At 59.5% G+C, this 19,187-nt stretch carries 17 protein-coding genes; all 17 read right to left on the bottom strand.

Going from position 1 to position 19,187, the window contains the following annotated elements; all coding sequences use genetic code 11:
- The 17 genes from ftsZ to B071_RS0104535 all read right to left on the bottom strand — a co-directional run bounded on the left by ftsZ (position 1) and on the right by B071_RS0104535 (position 18,751).
- Complete coding sequence (gene ftsZ, locus B071_RS0104620; protein WP_018525937.1) at positions 1 to 1,209, bottom strand: cell division protein FtsZ; 1,209 nt, start codon at positions 1,207 to 1,209, stop codon at positions 1 to 3.
- Positions 1,210 to 1,283: 74 nt separating this feature from the next.
- Entirely contained in the window at positions 1,284 to 2,510 is a 1,227-nt protein-coding gene (ftsA, locus tag B071_RS0104615; RefSeq protein ID WP_018525936.1) for a cell division protein FtsA, read from the bottom strand.
- Entirely contained in the window at positions 2,500 to 3,177 is a 678-nt protein-coding gene (locus B071_RS0104610) for a cell division protein FtsQ/DivIB (RefSeq protein ID WP_438829568.1), read from the bottom strand. Before B071_RS0104610 ends, ftsA begins: the two co-directional genes overlap by 11 nt.
- Before the next feature lie 148 nt (positions 3,178 to 3,325).
- The gene (gene ftsW, locus B071_RS15955) at positions 3,326 to 4,501 is read right to left on the bottom strand and encodes a putative lipid II flippase FtsW (protein ID WP_018525934.1); all 1,176 of its coding nucleotides are present in this window, start codon (positions 4,499 to 4,501) and stop codon (positions 3,326 to 3,328) included.
- Positions 4,498 to 5,577, bottom strand: coding sequence for a phospho-N-acetylmuramoyl-pentapeptide-transferase (gene mraY / locus B071_RS0104600; protein ID WP_018525933.1), 1,080 nt, complete (start codon positions 5,575 to 5,577; stop codon positions 4,498 to 4,500). The genes ftsW and mraY overlap by 4 nt, the downstream gene beginning before the upstream one ends.
- Complete coding sequence (locus B071_RS18245) at positions 5,570 to 7,072, bottom strand: UDP-N-acetylmuramoyl-tripeptide--D-alanyl-D-alanine ligase (protein WP_169336299.1); 1,503 nt, start codon at positions 7,070 to 7,072, stop codon at positions 5,570 to 5,572. The genes mraY and B071_RS18245 overlap by 8 nt, the downstream gene beginning before the upstream one ends.
- A gap of 351 nt (positions 7,073 to 7,423) precedes the next feature.
- Positions 7,424 to 8,410, bottom strand: coding sequence for a 16S rRNA (cytosine(1402)-N(4))-methyltransferase RsmH (gene rsmH / locus B071_RS0104585; protein ID WP_026244981.1), 987 nt, complete (start codon positions 8,408 to 8,410; stop codon positions 7,424 to 7,426).
- Between the two features lie 86 nt (positions 8,411 to 8,496).
- On the bottom strand, positions 8,497 to 8,940 hold the full coding sequence (gene mraZ, locus B071_RS0104580; protein ID WP_026244980.1) for a division/cell wall cluster transcriptional repressor MraZ: 444 nt from the start codon (positions 8,938 to 8,940) through the stop codon (positions 8,497 to 8,499).
- A 380-nt stretch (positions 8,941 to 9,320) separates the two neighbouring features.
- Positions 9,321 to 10,994 carry a glycoside hydrolase family 57 protein gene (locus B071_RS0104575; protein ID WP_051075257.1) on the bottom strand — a complete coding sequence of 558 codons (1,674 nt, stop codon included), beginning with the start codon at positions 10,992 to 10,994 and terminating at the stop codon, positions 9,321 to 9,323.
- Positions 10,969 to 11,673 carry a DUF4912 domain-containing protein gene (locus B071_RS0104570; protein ID WP_018525927.1) on the bottom strand — a complete coding sequence of 235 codons (705 nt, stop codon included), beginning with the start codon at positions 11,671 to 11,673 and terminating at the stop codon, positions 10,969 to 10,971. Before B071_RS0104570 ends, B071_RS0104575 begins: the two co-directional genes overlap by 26 nt.
- 51 nt (positions 11,674 to 11,724) lie before the next feature.
- Positions 11,725 to 12,558, bottom strand: coding sequence for a hypothetical protein (locus B071_RS0104565; RefSeq protein WP_018525926.1), 834 nt, complete (start codon positions 12,556 to 12,558; stop codon positions 11,725 to 11,727).
- Positions 12,555 to 13,682, bottom strand: coding sequence for a hypothetical protein (locus tag B071_RS0104560; protein WP_018525925.1), 1,128 nt, complete (start codon positions 13,680 to 13,682; stop codon positions 12,555 to 12,557). Before B071_RS0104560 ends, B071_RS0104565 begins: the two co-directional genes overlap by 4 nt.
- A gap of 5 nt (positions 13,683 to 13,687) precedes the next feature.
- Complete coding sequence (locus B071_RS0104555; protein WP_018525924.1) at positions 13,688 to 14,503, bottom strand: TP0443 family flagellar-associated protein; 816 nt, start codon at positions 14,501 to 14,503, stop codon at positions 13,688 to 13,690.
- Complete coding sequence (gene recN, locus B071_RS0104550; RefSeq protein WP_018525923.1) at positions 14,490 to 16,202, bottom strand: DNA repair protein RecN; 1,713 nt, start codon at positions 16,200 to 16,202, stop codon at positions 14,490 to 14,492. Before recN ends, B071_RS0104555 begins: the two co-directional genes overlap by 14 nt.
- Positions 16,195 to 17,058, bottom strand: coding sequence for an NAD(+)/NADH kinase (locus B071_RS0104545; RefSeq protein WP_438829567.1), 864 nt, complete (start codon positions 17,056 to 17,058; stop codon positions 16,195 to 16,197). Before B071_RS0104545 ends, recN begins: the two co-directional genes overlap by 8 nt.
- A 96-nt stretch (positions 17,059 to 17,154) precedes the next feature.
- The gene (locus B071_RS0104540; RefSeq protein ID WP_083914486.1) at positions 17,155 to 18,255 is read right to left on the bottom strand and encodes a DegT/DnrJ/EryC1/StrS family aminotransferase; all 1,101 of its coding nucleotides are present in this window, start codon (positions 18,253 to 18,255) and stop codon (positions 17,155 to 17,157) included.
- 16 nt (positions 18,256 to 18,271) lie between these two features.
- Complete coding sequence (locus tag B071_RS0104535; protein WP_026244979.1) at positions 18,272 to 18,751, bottom strand: chemotaxis protein CheW; 480 nt, start codon at positions 18,749 to 18,751, stop codon at positions 18,272 to 18,274.
- Between the last annotated feature and the right edge of the window lie 436 nt (positions 18,752 to 19,187).

Raw genomic sequence — 19,187 nt, 5'->3', positions numbered from 1 at the left:
TCAGCGACTCCCCGAAAGGCGCCGGTTACGCAGAATTGCCGGAACCCCGAGCCTGATCTCGTCGTCGCTGTCCTCAGCAAAGAGATCATCCTGGTGCGGCTGCGACCTGGTATAGGTATTCCACGAATCGAGGGAGATGAACTCCGGTTCAGCCTCCTTGGGCTCCGCCTTTCCGGGATCCACCGAGGCAGCCGCCAGCTCTTCCTCGCGACAGACACCCGACCGATCGGACTCTCCGAAGCCCGTGGCGATCACCGTCACCCGCACCTGCTCGTCCAGGGTCTGGTCCACGGTTGTCCCGGCGATCACCAGAACCTCGGCATCGGCGTTAGCCGTGATGATCTTCATGATCTCCTCGTATTCCGAGAGGGAGAAACTGGTACCACCGGTGACACTCACCAGGATCTTGTCGGCGCCCTCTATCCGGGCATCCTCGAGAAGCGGATTATTGATCGCGTTCGTTGCCGCATCGACAGCCCGATTGTCCCCGTCCCCGGAGCCAACCCCCATAAGAGCATCACCCTGACCGGCCATGACCGTCCGGACATCGGCGAAGTCGATATTGATCATCCCCTCTTTGGTGATGAGATCGCTGATCCCCTGGACCCCCTGGCGGAGAACATCGTCGGCCACCAGAAATGCATCGGTTATGGGCGTATCCTTGGGAACAATTTTCAGCAGGTGCTGATTCGGGATGGTAATAAGCGTATCCACGGCATCGCGCAACCGGGCGATCCCCTCCTCGGCGAGCTGCTTCTTCCGCCTCCCCTCAAAATCGAAGGGTTTCGTTACCACCGCCACCGTGAGGATACCGAGGCTCCGGGCGATATCGGCGATCACCGGGGCCGCCCCCGTTCCCGTACCGCCCCCCATGCCGGCCGTGACAAACACCATGTCGGCGCCCTCCAGGACCGACCGGACCTGATCCTTGTCCTCCTGGGCAGCCTTCTCGCCGATCTCGGGTTTACCACCCGCACCGAGGCCACCCGTGATCTTGGTTCCCAGGGGAATCCGGACCTCGGCCTGGGACCCCTGAAGCGCCTGCAGATCGGTATTGACCGCGATGAACTCGACGTTCGTCAGCCCCGACTGAATCATCCGATTCACGGCGTTGCTCCCGCCGCCACCAACACCGATAACCTTGATTACCGTGGGACTTGTCCCGCTCGAGGCGATCGAAAGATCGTCCTCATAAACCTGAAAATTCATGCACTACCCTCCCCTTGTGCACAGGATAAAAACATCTCCCGCTTTTTCAAGCGCGCGATTCCATCAAAATTCCATCAAAAAAAGTGCTTCATCCACCGGGTTACACGCTTTAACCCCGCTTTCCTGCGTTCCGTTCCGCCCGGCACATCGCCCGAGCCGCTCTGCCAGGCGTGGAGCACCAGCCCTGCGGCGGTGGAAAACTCCGGACTCTGGTACCGATCGGCCAGTCCGCCGTGACGACTCGGTTGCCCGATTCGCCCACCCAGATCGAACACATCCTGGGCAAGCTCTACCACACCCGGCAACAGAGCCCCCCCACCCGTGAGAACGAGCCCCCCGGCCACCCGGTCCAGCATGCGCTGACGGTCGAGGCGCTCCCGGACCAGCCGGAAGATCTCGCCCATTCGGGGCTGAACGATCTCGCAGATCTGCTCGCGCGTACACTGGATGGGAGCCCGGCCACCAACCCCTGGCACGAGAACGGGCTCACCCTCCTCTACCAGAGCCATGTAGGCGCACCCGTCTTCACGCTTGATCTTCTCGGCCGACTCCATGGACGTACGGAGCATGATCGAGAGATCACCCGTGACCTGGCTCCCGCCCATGGGAAGAACAAAACTGCTGAAGGGAGCCCCGTCCTGGTAAACCATGACGTTCGTGGTCCCCCCCCCGATATCGATCAGGAGAACCCCCAGGTCTTTCTCGTCCTGGGAGAGCACCGCCTCGGCCGCAGCGATGGAGTTGAACACCACCTGCGCTATCTCGAAACCGGCGCGGTTCACGCACTTCACCAGATTCTGCGCTGCCGTCACAGAACCGGTGATGAGATGAACCTCCACCTCCAGACGAACACCAATCATATCGAGGGGGTCCTTTATTCCCCCCTGCTCGTCGATTACGTAGTTCCGGGGTATCACGTGAAGAATTTCCCGATCCATGGGAATCGAAACGGCCCGGGCATTTTCGATAACCCGGGCGATATCCGCCGAAGTTATCTCGCGCCCCCGGCCGGTGACGGCCACGACACCGCTTGAGTTCAACCCGCTGATGTGGCTCCCCGCTATGCCGCTGACAACACGCTTCACCTCGCGCCCAGCCATTTGTTCAGCCGATTCGATCGCGTCTACCACACTGCGAAGCGTGGCCTCGATATTTATCACTACCCCGCGCCGGAGGCCCGACGAGGGCGCGGTCCCGACGCCGATGATCTCCAGGGGTTCTCCTGGCCGGGCCTCGGCGATCACTACAGTGACCTTGCTCGTTCCGATATCGAGCCCCACGATCATATTTTCACCTGCCACGGGCCCCCTCCTTCATGCGGTACACCACCTCTCCTGACCGGAAATCGACCTCTGCCACCTGGTCTGCCCGTTCCTGCTGGGAGAGGATATCCAGAACAACCAGAATCCATCGGCACAGCTCCGGCGATATCCTGTCGCCAATCCGTACAGGTATCCGATAATCTGCGGTAAAGAGCAGAATGTCCACACCCCCCTTGGTCCGGGGGACAACACGAAGTTCGGAAATCCGGTCAAAGAGCTTTGGCTCCTCCAGATGGAGCCGGTGCAGATCATCGAGCAGATGCTGGAGCGTCCCGGGCATGCGGGATCCCACGGGNCCCCCCTGAAAGGTTATCCCCGAGAACACGGGGAGATCCACCGTGGCCAGATGTCCTCCGGCATCAAAGATGATACCCTCTTTATCCACAGCAGCCAGAACATCTCTCCCCTCGCGGGAGAAGATCGTGAGCGCCAGAGGGCGACGGCGAACAAGATCCAGGCGAAGCGCGTTGGGAAAGACCTTCTCGACCTGGGCCTCCCGGATTAGGGGATTTCTCTTGAGCCGGGCAGCAACCTCGCCGGGCCGGAGAAGGAAATAGCTGATCCCTCCGGTAATACCAGCCTGCCGCAGAATTTCTTCCCGGGACATACCAAAATCGGCGTGGACGTGAACGCGGGTTATCCGCATCCAGGGGCCCTCCATGAGTATCAGGATTCCCGGAATGAGAAGAGCAGCAGAAACCAGCCCCCACAGCATCACTCGCCTGCGCCTGGCGGTGACGGCCTGCCGGGACGGCTGTGAAGAGAAGGCCCGGTTCCGGCGGAACGAAGCTGCCTCAGACACGAGAGCCCTCCCACAACCTGGGGCCCCTGGAAGCAGGCTGAGTCGCGGCGTTCATGATCAGACCGCACATGATCATGGTCACCACCAGCGAAGACCCTCCGGACGAAAAGAAGGGCAGGGGAATTCCCGTGGCTGGCAGGAGCCCCGCCACGACAGCCACGTTTATCATGGCCTGAATCGTGATACTCATGGTGAGGCCGTATATCAGAAGGTACCGGAACCAGTCCTCCTGCCGCCGCGCCAGAGCGATCCCCCTCAGGGAAAAAAGCAGAAACGCCAGGAGCACGAGAAAGACGCCGAAAAACCCCAGCTCTTCCCCCAGAACAGCAAAGATGAAGTCCGACTGGACCTCGGGGATTCCACCCATCTTCCGGACTCCCCGGCCGATTCCCGCACCCCAGGGCCCGCCCTCTGCCAGCGCCCTGCGCGCTGCCAGGACCTGGAACCCGCTCCCGGCAGGATCGTAGGAGGGATTCAGAAATGCCGTAATTCGCCGGACCCGGTGCTCCCGGCTGAAGAGAGCGATCATACCCAGGGGAACGATGAGCGCCGTGAAGCGCACAAAATACCGGGTCGGCACACCGGCTGCAAAAAAGAGCAGGAACGTGAGAATCAGCAGAAAAATCGCCGTGGAATAATCATTCTGGAGGAGAACAATTATGGATGAGAGGACCGCCACCACCAGGGGCGGGACGATGTAGAGCCGGTCCCGGGGAAACTCCCCTTCCCGCTTGGAAAGAAGGTGAGCCAGATGGATCACCAGAAGAACCTTGACCAACTCCGAGGGCTGAAAGGAGAAACCCCAGAGAATGATCCACCGGCTCGCACCCATGTAGCGGGCACTGACACCGGGAAGGAAGGTCATCCCCATCAGGACCGCCACACCCAGAACGAGATACTTCAGATGACGACGGATGAGGTCCAGCGGAACCAGGGCGGCAGCAGCACATAACCCGCAACCTGCCACCGCCCAGAGAGCCTGGCGGAGGACGAAGCGGAGAGGTTGACGATAGAGCTGTTCTGCGCGGAACCAGGAGGCGGAGAGAAGCATACCCAGCCCGACCACCAGGAGCAGAATTACCAGCCCCAGGAGAATCGGGTCGAACCGGGAGACCTCGTCATTGCTCTGTTCCACAAAAAAACTGTTACGCCCTATCACCACCGTCACCGAATCTTCAGCGTGGAGAGACTCAGAATCGCAAAGAGCCCCCCCAGTATCCATAAGCGAAGCACCACCTTTGTTTCCGACCACCCCAGGAGTTCGAAATGGTGGTGCACCGGCGCCATGCGAAAGACCCGTTTTCCCCGCAATTTATAAGAGAGAACCTGGACGATCACAGACACCGCCTCCATCACAAAGACCCCTCCCACAATGACCAGGAGGATCTCTTTCTTGATCATCAAAGCCAGAACACCAATAACTCCGCCCAGAGAGAGGCTCCCCGTATCGCCCATCATGATTTCTGCAGGATGGCTGTTAAACCAGAGAAACCCCACGCAGGCTCCCGCCACGGCGAGGCTCAGTACGGCGAGCTCCCCGCCTCCGGGAATATAGGGTATCTGGAGATAATACGCATAATCAACACGGCCACTCACGTAGGTGATGACCCCGAAGGTGAGACTTACCATAAGAACAAGCCCCGTGGCCAGACCATCCAGACCGTCCGTAAGGTTTACAGCATTCGAGGTTCCCACCAGAAGAAGAACCGCGAAAGGAACGTACCAGACCCCCAGATCCAGGAGGGGGCGCTTGAAAAAAGGCACATAGAGTTCGGTGGTGTGTTCGCCGCCAAAGTGGTAGAGCAGGAGCGCGATCACCAGGGCCACNGTAACCTGTCCAAGGATCTTTCCCCACCCGTGAAGGCCATCCTTGTTCTTCAGCAGGATCTTCTGGAGATCATCCACCATCCCGATTGCACCAAATCCCACCACGGCCAGAAGGCCGATGAGACTATAGACCACCGAGATATCNAGCCAGAGCNCCCCCGATACCACGATGGAGAAAATGATCAGGACACCACCCATGGTGGGTGTTCCTGATTTTTGCTGATGCGTTTCCGGTCCATCGGCCCGGATCTCTTCGCCAAAACGAAGTTTCCGTAAATACTGGATGACCCAGGGACCGCAGAGAAAGGTTATGAGCAAGGCCGTTACAGCAGCGTAGGCAGCACGAAAGGTGATGTACTGAAACACGTTGAAGGGCGTGAAATGCCNGCTCAGGGGAAAAAGAAGTTCTTTAAGCATCGTCGGAGGCCTCCGGTTTGAGCGGATGATGGAACGAAGGGGCTGTCTCCGGCGCTTCCGGGTTCGAAGCCGTGACCGGTCCTGCCCCGGCAGGATCGGGATCGACCAGCGAGGGCAAAAGCAGCTCCAGCCCGGCTGAGCGGCTCCCCTTCAGGAGAAGGGTCTCGCCACCGGCAAGGAGCGCTCCCTGAGGAAGCAGAACACCCTGTGCCAGTACGTCCTNCACCGAAGCGAACCGCAGGACTCGGCATTCCCGGTGAAACAATTCCGCCTGGTCCTGCTCCAGCCTGTCCCAGGCCGATTCCTCTGCACCCGAACCCTCGCGGTCCAGGGCACCCACCAGCAGAACCAGAGCAGGTCCCAGGGAAATTGCCTGTTCCAGAACGCTCCTGTGGCCGGAAACCGTCGCCGATCCCAACTCCGCCATCTCACCCAGAATCANAACCAGGTGACTCCCGGCCCCGGCATCACCACGGTGCAACCGCTGGGCATGAAGGGAAGCCACCGTTTCCAGCGCCGCGTGGCACGATTCGGGATTCGCGTTATAGGAGTCGTTCAGAATCAGGATCCCTTCCCGACCCTGAAGCACCTCGCTTCTGCCCGAGGGCAGCCGCAGCGTCCGGAACCCCTGATGCAGGCAATCGGCCCCGATTTCCAGAACTCGGGCCACAGCCACAGCGGCCAGAGCGTTCCGGCCGTTATGAGCACCCTCCAGAGGAAGGGTATACCATTCTCCCTCCACGCAGATTCGCTGTTCACCCGGCTCATCCCCCGCTTCGAAACTCGCCTTCTGGCTTTCTACCCCGAAGGTCAGGACCTGACCGGAGACCCCTTCCTGCAGGAAGGTACAGAAGGGATCATCCTCGGGGACAAGAAGACTCTGGGAACCGTCGAAGCACGAGGCGATCGCCTTTTTTTCCCGGGCGATCGCTTCCTGACTCCCAAGATTCCCGATNTGGGCTACGCCGATATTGGTTATCACCGCCAGGTCGGGCCGCACCATATCTGCCAGCGCAACCATCTCGCCGGGGTTGCTCATGGCCATCTCATAGACGGCGTAGCGAGCCTCCCGGTCGGTCTGAAACAGGGCAAGGGGGACTCCGGTCTCGGAGTTCAGGTTTCCGAAACTTGCACTGGTGGGCCCGGCGCAACGTAGAATCGCGGCGATCATCTCTTTTGTGGTGGTCTTGCCGTTGCTTCCTGTAACGCCGATCCGGAAGATTCCTGCCAGATGCGTCCGGCAGTACCACCCGGCCAGCTGGTGGAGCGCCACGAGCGTGTCCTGGACGCACACCACGGGCAGCGACCACTCCTGACCGCTCAGGGGATCTTCCCGGGTACTCACCACCGCAGCCACAGCCCCCCGACTGAGCGCATCCCCGACGTGGCGATGCCCGTCGGTGCACGCTCCGGGAAGGGCAACAAAGAGAGAACCCTCACGACACTGGCGGGAATCGATACAAACCGAGACCAGGGNCGTCTCCTCGTGCGCCACCGCAGCCGCGGAAAAGAGGACCTCCCCGTGAACCGCCAGNGGGAGNTCTCCAAGCCGAAATAGTTCACGGGGTTCCACGAGCCCCCCCCGAAAGATCAACGCGCTGAATACGATCCGAAGAAAGAGGTTCCAGNGCAAGGGTAGTCTCGGCCAGAGCCCGGATCCTCNGGGGAGAACGAAGGCTCGCAATCCCCACCACAAGCCGCTTGTTCTCTTCGAGAAGAGACTGATGCCTCCTCTGGGTCGCGACAACTTCCCGCTCCAGTTGCACAAACCGGTAGGACTGCCAGACGTTTGCAAAAAAGAGCGTCGAGATCAGCGTTATGGCCGTTCCGATCATCACAATCTTCGTCATGATTCGCTCCCCTGGTTCTCTCCCGGGAATTCCCGCTCCAGAACCCGGAGTTTGGCACTGCGGGAAGCGGGATTGGCAGCTCTCTCCTCTTCCGAGGGAGCGATGGGTTTTTTGGTGATCACCCGAAACCTCTCCTCTTTCGTTACCATCGGCAGATTCAGGGAACCTGAAGAGTCCCTTTGCCGGTACTCCTGCCGGGACGCATCCTGCGATGTATCCCGGGCCAGGTCCCGAAAACGATGTTTCACGATCCGGTCTTCCAGGGAGTGGAAGGTTATGATACCCAACCGTCCCCGGGGNTTCAGAGCTTCCGCAGCCCGGGGGATGACCCGCTCCAGNCGCTGGAGCTCGTCNTTTACCAGAATTCTCAGAGCCTGGAAGGTCTTTGTCGCCGGATGCACCCTGCCCCGCCGGTAGGCCGGAGGCACGGCCCGACGCACCACCTCGGCCAGGTCCGCCGTGGTACCGATTCCCCCGTGGCGAGCCTCTACAATGGCGGCGGCGATACGCCGGGAATAGCGTTCTTCACCGTAACGGAAAATAACATCGGCCAGTTCCTGCTCGCTGCTCTGCAGGATAAATTCCTTCGCCGAAAAGTCCTGACCGGTAGCGTTCAGCCGCATATCAAGGGGCCCCTCTTCCCGAAGGGAGAAACCCCGATCGGGGCTTTTCATATGAATCATGGAGATCCCCAGATCGATCAGGATTCTGTCAAAACCCCTTCGTTCTTCCANGACCTCGTCGAACCACCCGCAGACAAACTCCACCCGGGGATCCGCTCCGAGCCGTTTTCGTGCCCTCTCCAGCATCTGGCTATCCACATCGATCCCGACAACCCGGCAGGTCCCGGAGCGCTCGAGAAAGCGGGCGGTATGCCCCCCTCCCCCCAGGGTGGCGTCACAGATCACCGCTCCCGGTTCCAGCGGAAAAAAGAGCTCTTCCACGGATTGCAATAGCACTGGCTCATGTACAAGATCGGTCATTTCAAAGCGTCTCCGTGATTAAAGCCTTTCTGCACAGAATCTTCAGAAAAAACCGGTCTCAGGCGAAACCGGATCTTCCAGAAGTTCTAGAAGAAGGAGACGGCCCCTCCCAGTTCTTCGGCCGCCTCCTGAAACTCATCCTCGTGTTCCTGGAGATATGCGGAGTATTCATNCACATCCCATATCTCGATGTACTTTTTGATTCCGTGGAGGACACAGTCTTTCCTGAGCCCCACGGTCTCCTTCAGGCTGGGTGGGATGAGAATCCGCCCAGCCTTGTCCAGCTCGATCTCCTGAGCCGGTGCGATAATCCGCCGCTGCAGAAGCCGGGCCCTCCGGGAAAAGGGAGAGGCCGCCTCCATAAGCTGGTCCGACAACTGTTTCCACTCGTCGGGAGGGAAGAGCCACAAACACCGATCGATCCCCGCAGTGACAACCAGGGACGCCCCCGGAATTTCACCGCGCAAACGACTGGGCACGAGTATCCTGCCTTTGTCGTCGAGCGCGCTCCGGTATTGGCCAGTAATCATCCCTTTTTCACCACAAAATCCTAGTATTTCCCACTCTTTACCACATCCATTATATACTAGCGCACCAAACAAAGCTGTCAATGTTTGTAGACAGAATTCCGGAAATCCCCGAAAAAAATTCACCCAAAGAACTACACAAATGTTTCCCCTTCNCCGATTTCATTCCAGGCCACGCCGGACTCCGTCATGAGGGGACTCCCCCTCTCAATCAGGAGAGGTCCGAGGATCTGCGCTGATCGGAGGAAGGAGTTATCACGAGAGAACGGGAAAACGGAAAAACAGGAACGATAGATAACGGGATGAGCGATGNTCAGAAGACCCGGCAGGGCCCGAGAGCCCTGCCGGAGCGATATTTCAACGGTTCANCGGAAGGAAGGGAATCAGGTCAGGTCCCGCAACGCCTCGGTGGTGGCCCGTTTCATCCGCCGGTAGTCCAGATCAGGGAAGAGAGGATGCTTTTTCTCAAGCCGNGTGAGCCATTCTGTTCCCATGTTTCGCTGGGAGAGGGCATCATAGACCCGGGTGAAGTTGTAAAGGTGCTCCTTGAGCCGCCGNTCCGCATAGGTCACAACGGTGCGGGCATTCATGATAAAGGGCCAGTCGGACCCCATGGAGAGCAACACCTCCCGGGCCGCCTGGTTCAGGGCCCGCTCCTTCAACCCCGATTCGTCGGGGAAGCGGGCCACGAGCTCGGCCATACGTTCCACGGCCTGATGGGTATGGCGGTAGATCCAGTCGTTGCTTCCATCCATCCAGACCTGGGCGTACCCCCCGCTTCCCCAGCTGGAAAAAGTGGGACAGACCTGTCCTGCAGTGCCGCAGTCGTCCAGGTAGGCCGAAGGAGTGGTCATGGAAAAGGACACCCCCTCNGCACCGTTTGCCCCCAGGGNTTTCTGCTGATCCTCGTGAGCAACACGAAAGAGCTCCTCCAGCCACAGNGGGCCCTCGAACCACCAGTGTCCAAAGAGCTCCGTATCAAAGGGGCTGGTCATGACGGGTTCTACGGGAAAGATCTCGCTGAGCCGGGCGCTGTGCTCCTTCTGNCGGGTATAGAAATCCAGGGCGTGTTCCCTCGCCTGTCTGCGCCCCGCCTCCTGGTCGTAGAGGACCTTGTCATCGGTAGGGCCGGTAATCGCATGATACTTGAAACCGGTATCGATCCGAACGTTCCCGTCGTGGATAAAGGGGCCCACCTGCTCCAGCGGAAGATCATAGCCGATATCTCGATAGAAATCCCGATACGAAGGGTGGCTGGGATATCCCTGGTCAGAGGACCAGACCCAGGTCGCGGTATAGACATCGCGGGGGAAGACGGCCACGCCCGCCTTCGTGGCAAGAGGTGCATACGTTCCCGTGGCAGGCGAGGGCTCTCCAAAGAGGACGCCGTGAGCAGCCCCCACAAAATACTCTACCCCTGCGTCGGCGAGAATCCTGTCGAGGCCCTCGTAATACCCGCATTCGGGCAACCAGAACCCCCTCGGCGGACGACCGAAGTGCTTCACGTGGCTTTCGATCCCCAGCTCCACCTGACACCGCACAACCTCGGAGTAGTTGCGGTAATTCGGCAGAAAGGCGTGGGTGGCAGCGGTGGCAATGAGTTCGATCGTTCCCTTTCGGGAAAACCGCTCAAACCCCTGGAGAATGTTTCCCCCGTAGAGGGAGTGCAGCTCCTCCCGGTCCGTGGTGTAGCGCGCGTGATACATCTGCGCCAGGGGGGAAAGCTGAGGATCTCCGGCAGTTCTCTCCAGCTCCTGCTCTGCAAGCTCGATCGTTTTGTCCAGGAACTGGCCGTACCGCTCCATGAGCAGGGGATCCTGGAGCATGAAACTCAGGGTGGGAGAGAAACACATCGCCATGGGAGAGGGGATGCCCTCCGTATCAAGTCGATGCAGCATGCGTAGCAAGGGAAGATAGGTTTCGCTGATCGCCTCAAAGAGCCATCGCTCTTCCAGAAAAGTCTCGTACTCGGGGTGGCGCACCAAGGGCAAATGCGAATGAAGGATGAGGACAGATTTTCCCACGATAATGTTACTCCTGCGTCGACTGTGCAGCATCGCTGCCGAAGGGGCTGACTTCCAGGTACTCCATACCGCAGAGCTCAAAGAGCGCCATCTGCCGGGGCGTCATTGCCTCGGGTGTCACCGGCAGGTGGGCGGCCGGAACGTAAATCCTGTTGGAGACAGCGAGCAGCTCCCGGCGATGCTGAATCAGCCCTATCAGCTGAATCCGGTACGAGGTCTTCTGCCGGGGAATATGTATGTACCAGCTGGAATCGCTCAGTTGCACCGGAATTTCAAAGGAATCGCGAATGACGATCTCCTGTTTTTCCCGTTCCACCTCGATAACCCTCAGGGAAATTCCATCGAATCGGGAAGATTCGCTATACTCCCGCTTTTTGGCCGAGCTCAGATCCCAGTAGGCGAAGGCCCAGCGGGGGTCCCGCAGCATCAGGGTGATCTTGTTTATCTCGTAATCATCGGGAAGCTCGAAGCCATCCAACTGTTCCCCCGTCAGGGGCGTATCGTCATCGTTGATCAGGGTAAACTTTTTCTGCTGTATCCGGACGGTAACACTATTGTTCTGTTCCCGGTCTTCCTGATTCTCGGCGATCAGGTCTTCCAGCTCCTCGATAACCGACCCACGATCTGTGTCCGGCCCGAGATCGAGCCCATTCTGCTCAGCCAGGGCAAAGAGGGCCTGCAGGGACAGTTCTTCCAGGCGACGTCTAATCACGCAATCATCTCCAAAGACATTGGGTCATCATGGAAAAAGCCGGGAGAAGTGTCAAGAGCCGGACTGATCAGCGGGCCGCTCCCGGACGGTAAAAGGCAGGGTTCTTCGCTGGATCGTCCTGTCAAAACGAACCGCCTCCACCACCAGACTTCCCCGGCCGGGACGCGCCTCGAACCGTAAGAGTTCGATATCTCCCGAGGGAGTTGCAAGGCGTTCCAGATCGCGGGGGAAGACGAACCGGGCTTCCTCCCTCAGTTCTCCTCTCTCGAGAATCCGGATTTCCCAGGGCAAGCGGGTCACATCGAGTCTTCCCGAAGGGATGCGCAGGACCACCTCTCCCTCCTGAAGGGACGAGGGGACCGAGGGAGAACCCTCCTGAAAGAACTCGAGGGGAGGAATGGCGGTTCGGGCAAATTGTTCTGGATCGGACCAGAGGAGACGGGGATTCACCTGTTCCTGAAGGAGCTCATCCCAGAGCACCACATCTATCCAGGCGTGTGCCTGGGCATCCTTCCCGGGAGGGCCAGGAAAACCCTGGAGCGCCCCCTCACTGAAATAGCCCGCAACAAAACCTTCGTGATGCCTGATGGCGACAAACTCTCTTTCCCGGGGTACGGCGGAACTGCGGAGAATTTCATTTCGCGCAGAGCGGGAGCGGAAAATGACCTCTCCCGGTGCCACAGCCCGGAGGAGACTGTCCCGGGAACGCGGAACGAGACGGTACACGAAACCCGAGGCCGAATCACCCTGACTCACATCAAACGATCCCTCCATGGGCCAGGTCCATCCCTCCCCCGGCCCGCCTTCGCCAAGATCCTCTCCAAAGAGCAACCCGGGAGAGAAAAGGGAAAGCCCAAAAAAGAGGATCCCCGTGATAATGATCATGGCGCTACCTCGAAAGCAAAGAAGCGATCTTTCCGTTCGAGCACCAGAAGATTCTCAGTGGAAGCAGCGAGACGGGCCCCCGGCAAAGACCATGTCAGCGGTCCCCGCCGGTCCTCCCGGGGACGGTCAAAGCCCGCCAGGGTCCACAAGGCCAGGGAGAGACCCTGATCCCGGGCGGTGGCAACCAGAAGATCACCCCGCTCCCCCGGTACCGTTGCAGCAACGGCGCCCGTGGCAGAAACAGTGCTATAGCGGAGGGTCTTTTCGTGAACATCGACGAGAAGAACGGAATCCCTCAGGGCGACCATCACCTGAGACTGATCCAGCTCGTGGAAAACCAGGGGCTCCTCCACGGCGTTGTCGGAATGAACTTCCTCGCGCAAAAGCGGAACCGTCGTGCCGTAGCGGAACAGCTCCACCACCTGGGGGTCCAGCCCCCGCACGACCACCACAAAAGGGGGCTCCCCGGGGAGCAGCTTCACTCCAAAGACGGGACCTTCGGCGGAGGGCAAACGGTATCTCTCCTCGGCTTCATCCTCTGCGGCCCTGGAAAGATCGATCCGGTGCAGAGAGACCTCACCAAAGATATCGCCCATCACCGCGAAGGCTGGACGCTCCCCATCGTCTCCACCGGGAAGCGCGTCAAACGTGGAGAGCGCCTCCCGTCGGGGGAGAGAGACCGTTCCACCGAAACGGCTGTCCCGGAGAAGGATCTCCCGCGCCCCGAACTGCGCCAGAACCGGCCCGTATAACCGGGGCAGTCCCTGTCGTTCGTGAAAGGAGACGGATCCTGTCCTCCCGTCCATGACAGCCCACCGATCGGCGATGGTGCCAGCCTGGTTGATGTAGTAGTTGCCGGATTGCGAGAAAGAGCGATGCCGGATCGCTCCCGAGAGAATTGATCCATCCTCTCTGGCAAAACTCCCCAGGGTATTTGCTCCCACGGCAAAAACAGCGTTCCCCGAGGCCCAGCCTCCGGAATCGGAGAGGATCACCATCTCCTGGGAGAGGTCCTGATCCCAGAGCAGGCGCACCCGTAGTTCTTCTCCCGCCGCGCGGGGCACAACGAGGGCCAGGGCGATCGCGCCAAGACCGAGAAGGAGTATCCGTAAAATCGCTCCCACCGGGGCTACCCTTTGCGTTTTCGCTGTTGCGCCTGATTCTTCTCGTCGGCATCCATCTTTGCCTTCCAGACTTCCATCTTCTTTTTCACTTCCTCCGATTTTTCCGCTTCACCCAACACAACGTAGATTCGGCGCAGAGCGGCCAGAAAGGAAATGGCCCGCTTGAAATCGTCGATACGCAGGGTGGAGAGCTCGTACTTCTCCCGATAGCGGTCGGCCGACTGGCTCAACAGATAGATGATCAGTTCCAGCATGCCCATTCGGGCCTGATACCCTTCTACCTGGGGATCGAGACCGGCGATAAAGGTCTTGAAGTTCACCAGATTCTTTGCCACCGCAGCGTAACGGCCCTCGAGCTCCACAAAGGACCACCGCCACTTTGAGTTGCGCCCGAAGGCGTCTACCACCGACTGGATCGTAAACCCCAGTTTGCGTGCCAGACGATAGCGGTTTTCATCGGAAACGCCTTCTATGGATTCCAGAAAGTCGGAATACTCCGAAAAGGGCAGATCGATGTGGCTCGAAACGACTTCTTCCAGATAAATCACCGACTGGTAGCAACTTTTCCGCGCATCGTTCAGAAAGGCCTCGTTCTTCACCCCCAGAAGCGTTACCGAGAGCGCGTTCTGCAACAGAAAATAGGAGGCCATATTCAGACGCTCCTCTGCCAGAGCCAGATACTTATAGCTGGCACCGCTCTGATCTCCAGCGATCACCTTCAGGAGGCTCTTTTCACGCTGTAAAATCGCCTCGGCAGTGTGCTTGTATTCCTTGATCCGCTCGAAGTACTGTTGCCGAGCCTCGTTACTAATCTTCCCCATGAGCATCTCCCCGATAGCGGTCGAGCAGGGCGCGAGCGTGATCCAGACTATGCGCCTCCTGGCCGTCGCCGGAGAGCATCCGGGCGATCTCCTGCACACAATCCTGATCGGAGAGCTTTCGTGCGGAAATAATCGTACGGTTTCCCTCGACGCTTTTCTCCACCGCTATATGATTATCGGCACGAACGGCGATCGTCGCAAGGTGGGTAATACAAATCACCTGTGTGTGGTCAGCCAGACTGCGCAGGTGAGCGGCCAGAGCCAACGCTACCTGTCCACCGATACCCGTGTCGATCTCGTCAAAAACCAGGGTCCGCAGATCATCGCTCCCGGCCAGAACGGTTTTGATCGCCAGCATGACCCGGGACAGCTCCCCTCCCGAGGCAACCTGGGAGAGCGGTCGCGGTTCCTCGCCGGTATTGGTGGAGATCAGAAAACGAATCCGGTCAGCCCCCTGGGGACCGCAGATCAGACGCCCCGATTCCCCCGTCTTCATCTGGACCGATACGATGAACTCGGCCCGTCCCATGGCAAGCTCCGAGAGAACCGCCCGGATTCGCTCCTCGAGCCCCCCGGCAGCCTCGGTGCGCAGGGAATGAAGTCGGCGCGCCTCCTGACCGATTCGCTGTTCCATCCGGGCTATCTCCCGGGTCAGATTTTCACGGTTTTCTTCGGTCTGGCCCATCTCATCCAGCGATGTTCTGGCCTCCCGGGCGTACTGCAGCACTGCTTCCTCGTCGTCCCCGTATTTCCGGAAGAGCCCTCGCAGGGTGGCCAGCCGCTCTTCGATGGCATCGAGCCGGGCAGGATCGTAGATCATCCCGTCGCGATACNCTGCCACGGAGTGGAGAAGATCCTCCATCTCGTAATAGAGGTTCTCGAGCCGTTCCGCCTCGCCTTCCAGGGACTGGTCTATTCGGGCTGCGCCCGAGAGCTCCTGTCTGGCACTCTTCATCTGGTCCAGCACAGAGAGATCCCCGGCAGGAGACGGCTCGGCCAGACGACAGACGCCCTCGATCTGGGTCGCCAGNTTTTCGTACTGGACCAGTTTTACCCTCTCCGCCTCCAGATCATCCCATTCGCCAGGTCGAATCCCGGCGGACTCGATCTCCCGGAGCGAGAACTCGAGCATTTCCGTCTGCCGATGGCGATCGCTCTCCCGTTCTTTCAGACTCTGAAGGCGTTGCTGCAACTCTCCCAGACGGGAAAAATCCTCACCATAGCGGGCTACGTCCGCCTCGATCCCGGCGTAGCGATCCACCAGACGCCGGTGCGAGACCTCATGAAAGAGAGACTGATGTTCGTGCTGGCTGTGCAGATCCAGCAGGAATCCTGCGAACTCTTCCAGATCNCCCCTGGTCACGGGAAGGTCCTGCATGTAAATAGTNCCGCGNCCGGANGTNTTTACGGTACGGCGGATCAGAATGACCCCCTCGTCGGGTTCGATAGCCCGGGAGGAGAGCCAGGAGGCGCATCCGGCGTGNTCCCTTACATTAAACTCTCCCGCCACCAGGGCTTCCTGGGCCCCGGCCCGGACCAGATCAGCCCCCCCTTTTCCGCCGAAAAGAAGCGAGAGCGCGCCCACGAGGATACTCTTACCCGCCCCCGTCTCCCCCGTGAGGACGGTAAATCCCGGGGTAAAGTCCAGCTCAAGGTGTTCCACCAGTATAAAGTTGCGAACCGTGATGCGCTCAATCATCCAAACCACCCGCCCAATTGAGTTTGCTTCGGAGAACCTCGTAGAAGGTTCTCCGATCGGAGCGAACAATCCGTGCCTTCTTGGGACTCGCACGAACGATGACCGTATCGCCCTGAACCAGAGGAGTCATGGTCTGGCCGTCCACGGTAAGAGCGACCTGTGTCCGCTGTTCCTGCGCTATCTGAATCTCCACAACTTCGTCGGGAGGAATAACGATCGGCCGGTGCGAGAGGGTAAAGGGACAGATCGGGTTAAGGATCATCGCCTCCATCTCAGGGTGGAGGATGGGACCTCCCGCAGCGGCAGAGTAGGCTGTTGACCCTGTGGGAGTAGCCACCATCACGCCGTCAGCCCGGTAAACACCCAGATACTGATCGCTCAGGCGCACCGTGAGCCGCACCATGCGAGATATCCCCTCGGAAGAGACAACGGCGTCGTTGAGCCCCCGGAAAGCGCAGAGACGCCCGCCCTCCCGCAGCACCTCCACATCCAGTACCAGCCGGTCTCCGATATCGATCCCTCCGGCGAGATATCGTTCAAGAGCTTGCTGCCACTCGTCGTGGCCGACCTCACTGATAAAGCCGAAATCTCCCAGGTTCACCGGCAGGATCGGCACATTGTGACCTGCCAGGACCCGGCTTGCGAAGAGGACAGTCCCGTCCCCCCCCAGGGTCACAGCCAGATCGAAACCGTCTTTTTCCGGAAGCGACGAGGCTTCACCATCGTAGAGGACGACCTGGGCCTGCAAGCCTCGACGAATGCAATAGCTCTCGATCTCGCCGGCAAGCTCACGGGCCCCGGGTTTGACGGTATTGGCAATCACCAGCACCGATCTGATCTGGTCTTTCACTGGCATACTCCCCTGCTCTTCAGTACGGGCGCACCCAGGTGCGAAGCTTGTCCCGTGCCGCTCATTTTCGCACACAATGCAACGCCCGGGATAGGCCGACCGTCAGGGAAGCGTGGCGAGGACGCGTTCGATTCGCTCCTGGTCGGCCTTGCTCAAGGCAGGGAAGAGCGGAAAGAGCACCATCCGACCGGCCAGGGAGAGCGCCTGGGGAAAGCGCTTGAGCACCGTCTCGGTCATGGCGGTTGTATCGGTTCCGGAAGGTGACTCCGGGGATTGATCTGCGTCGGAGGAGGAAGGGTCTGTATCGGAGAGAGCATTCAGAATGGTTGTCTGAAAGGCCCTGATCACGGTCACCCCGTGGGTTCGCGCGTAATGTTCCACGTCACGGGGGGAGCTTTCCACCAGCACGGGAAGCGCGCAATAGACGTTTTCCCCATCTCCGGGTTGCACGGGCAGGGAATGACGCGTCCGCTGCAGGGTTCGCACAAACCGCCGGGCGAGATCCCTGCGACGCTCGATAAAGGCTTCGAGCTGCTTCATTTGCGTGAGCCCCAGGGCAGAGTTCATATCGGGCATGGGCAAATCACCGGACTCTCCGTTCACGGCACTGTTCAGGGCAGCGACCCGACGCGTGTTGCTTGTTGCGACCACAGCGCCCCCGCCTGCGGTGATAATGTGTTCCGGCTCGAGCCCGATTATTGTGAGTTCGCCCACACTCCCCGCCATGACAGACCCTGTGTTGCCTCCCAGCCCCTCGGAGATGTCCTCCAGGAGCGGAATCCCGAGCTGGGCGAAGGTATCCAGATCGGGCACAAAGCCAAGCCGGGTATCTACATAGAGCGCGTCCAGCCGAAAGGCCTCGTAATCCACGTTCAGGGGAGAAGGAAGAAGGGGCACGTCTTTCTGCGTGTCGATCAGAACAGTTTCGTAGCCCCTGGCGTCGATCTGGCGCCGAACAGCTTCCGGAGCGAGAACGGAACAACCAATGCGGGCCCCCTCGGGCAGATCCAGTGCCGTCAGGGCCGCCCGGAAAGCCATGCCCCAGCTGCGGAACGAGATCCCGCTACGCCGGTTCAGATGCTTCGCGAGCTTCTGCGAGAACTCACCGGCCAAAACCCCCGAGCCGATAGAGTCTTCGGCAAGGCGGGTCAGGACCGCATCCATATCAGCCCGTCTGATAGTTGGTCGAAATGTGGGAATCATGAGGACCGATCTCTTGTTACCGGGCTATTGTTTCCAGCTGAGCCAGTTCCCGCATGTTGAAAAGGCGATCGATATCAAGGATGATCAGGTACCCTTCCTCGCGAGCAACAACGCCCTCGATATACTCTGCGCCGATTCCCGAAATCATTTGAGGCGGTTGCTGAACCTCCCCGGTGTTCACCGTCAGAACGCGAGAGACCTTATCGATGATAATGGCCACGTGCATTCCCGCTACCCGGATGATCAAAAAGCCCCGCAGGAGTTCATCGTCCTCATCGGCGACGACGCGGGCGAGATGAAACCGCTTGTGCAGGTTTATGACCGGGATGATCTCACCGCGGAGATTAAAGATACCCTCCACGTAGGCTGGTGAGTTCGGTATGGGGCGGACCTCTTTGGTCTCCTCAATACTCTTCACCTGCATAATGTCGATCCCATAGTACTCAGCACCGAGCTGAAACGTTACCAACTGTAGTTCGCTGTTATGATCGCTCATGAAATCCTTCCATACCCAGCATAGCGCCCCAGCCGATGGTTGGCAAGTCGCTACACTACGATTTCCGGGAACTCTTCGCTCCGGAGGTCTCCCGGAGAGGTTTTTGGCCCCGGAGCGTTCTTTCTGACGAAGGCAGACGGTCTCTGGTGCGCGTCTCTGCCAACCGCTGCCCGCGGCTCCGGCTCGGCGCGTTCCTCGGGACGTTGCCCCTGCGGTACGCGCCTGGCACGGTCGTCGCCTTCCAGAGAGTTCTTTTTTATCCCCAGGCCCCTTGCGGGTCTCCTGGGGATACAAAAAAAACGTCTCCTCCGCCGCTGCCCGCGGCTCCGGCTCGGTGCGTTCCTCGGGGCTCCGCCCCTGCGGTACACACCGGGGTACCCAGACGTTTTTTATTGCCCCATTTCCATGTGGGCAATAAAAAACGTCTGGCGACGAC

It is taken from the genome of Alkalispirochaeta alkalica DSM 8900, from assembly GCF_000373545.1.
Classification (GTDB): Bacteria; Spirochaetota; Spirochaetia; order DSM-27196; family Alkalispirochaetaceae; genus Alkalispirochaeta; species Alkalispirochaeta alkalica.
The sequence above is the reverse complement of the archived record's forward strand: the minus strand, read 5'-3'. Positions and strand labels throughout refer to the sequence as shown.

Excerpts from the sequence above, each read along its gene's own strand:
- B071_RS0104555 (WP_018525924.1), bottom strand. The coding sequence starts at position 14,503 with ATGGGGAAGATTAGTAACGAGGCTCGGCAACAGTACTTCGAGCGGATC.
- ftsZ (WP_018525937.1), bottom strand. The coding sequence starts at position 1,209 with ATGAATTTTCAGGTTTATGAGGACGATCTTTCGATCGCCTCGAGCGGG.
- B071_RS0104545 (WP_438829567.1), bottom strand. The coding sequence starts at position 17,058 with ATGCCAGTGAAAGACCAGATCAGATCGGTGCTGGTGATTGCCAATACC.
- B071_RS0104540 (WP_083914486.1), bottom strand. The coding sequence starts at position 18,255 with ATGATTCCCACATTTCGACCAACTATCAGACGGGCTGATATGGATGCG.
- B071_RS0104535 (WP_026244979.1), bottom strand. The coding sequence starts at position 18,751 with ATGAGCGATCATAACAGCGAACTACAGTTGGTAACGTTTCAGCTCGGT.
- B071_RS0104565 (WP_018525926.1), bottom strand. The coding sequence starts at position 12,558 with ATGATCATTATCACGGGGATCCTCTTTTTTGGGCTTTCCCTTTTCTCT.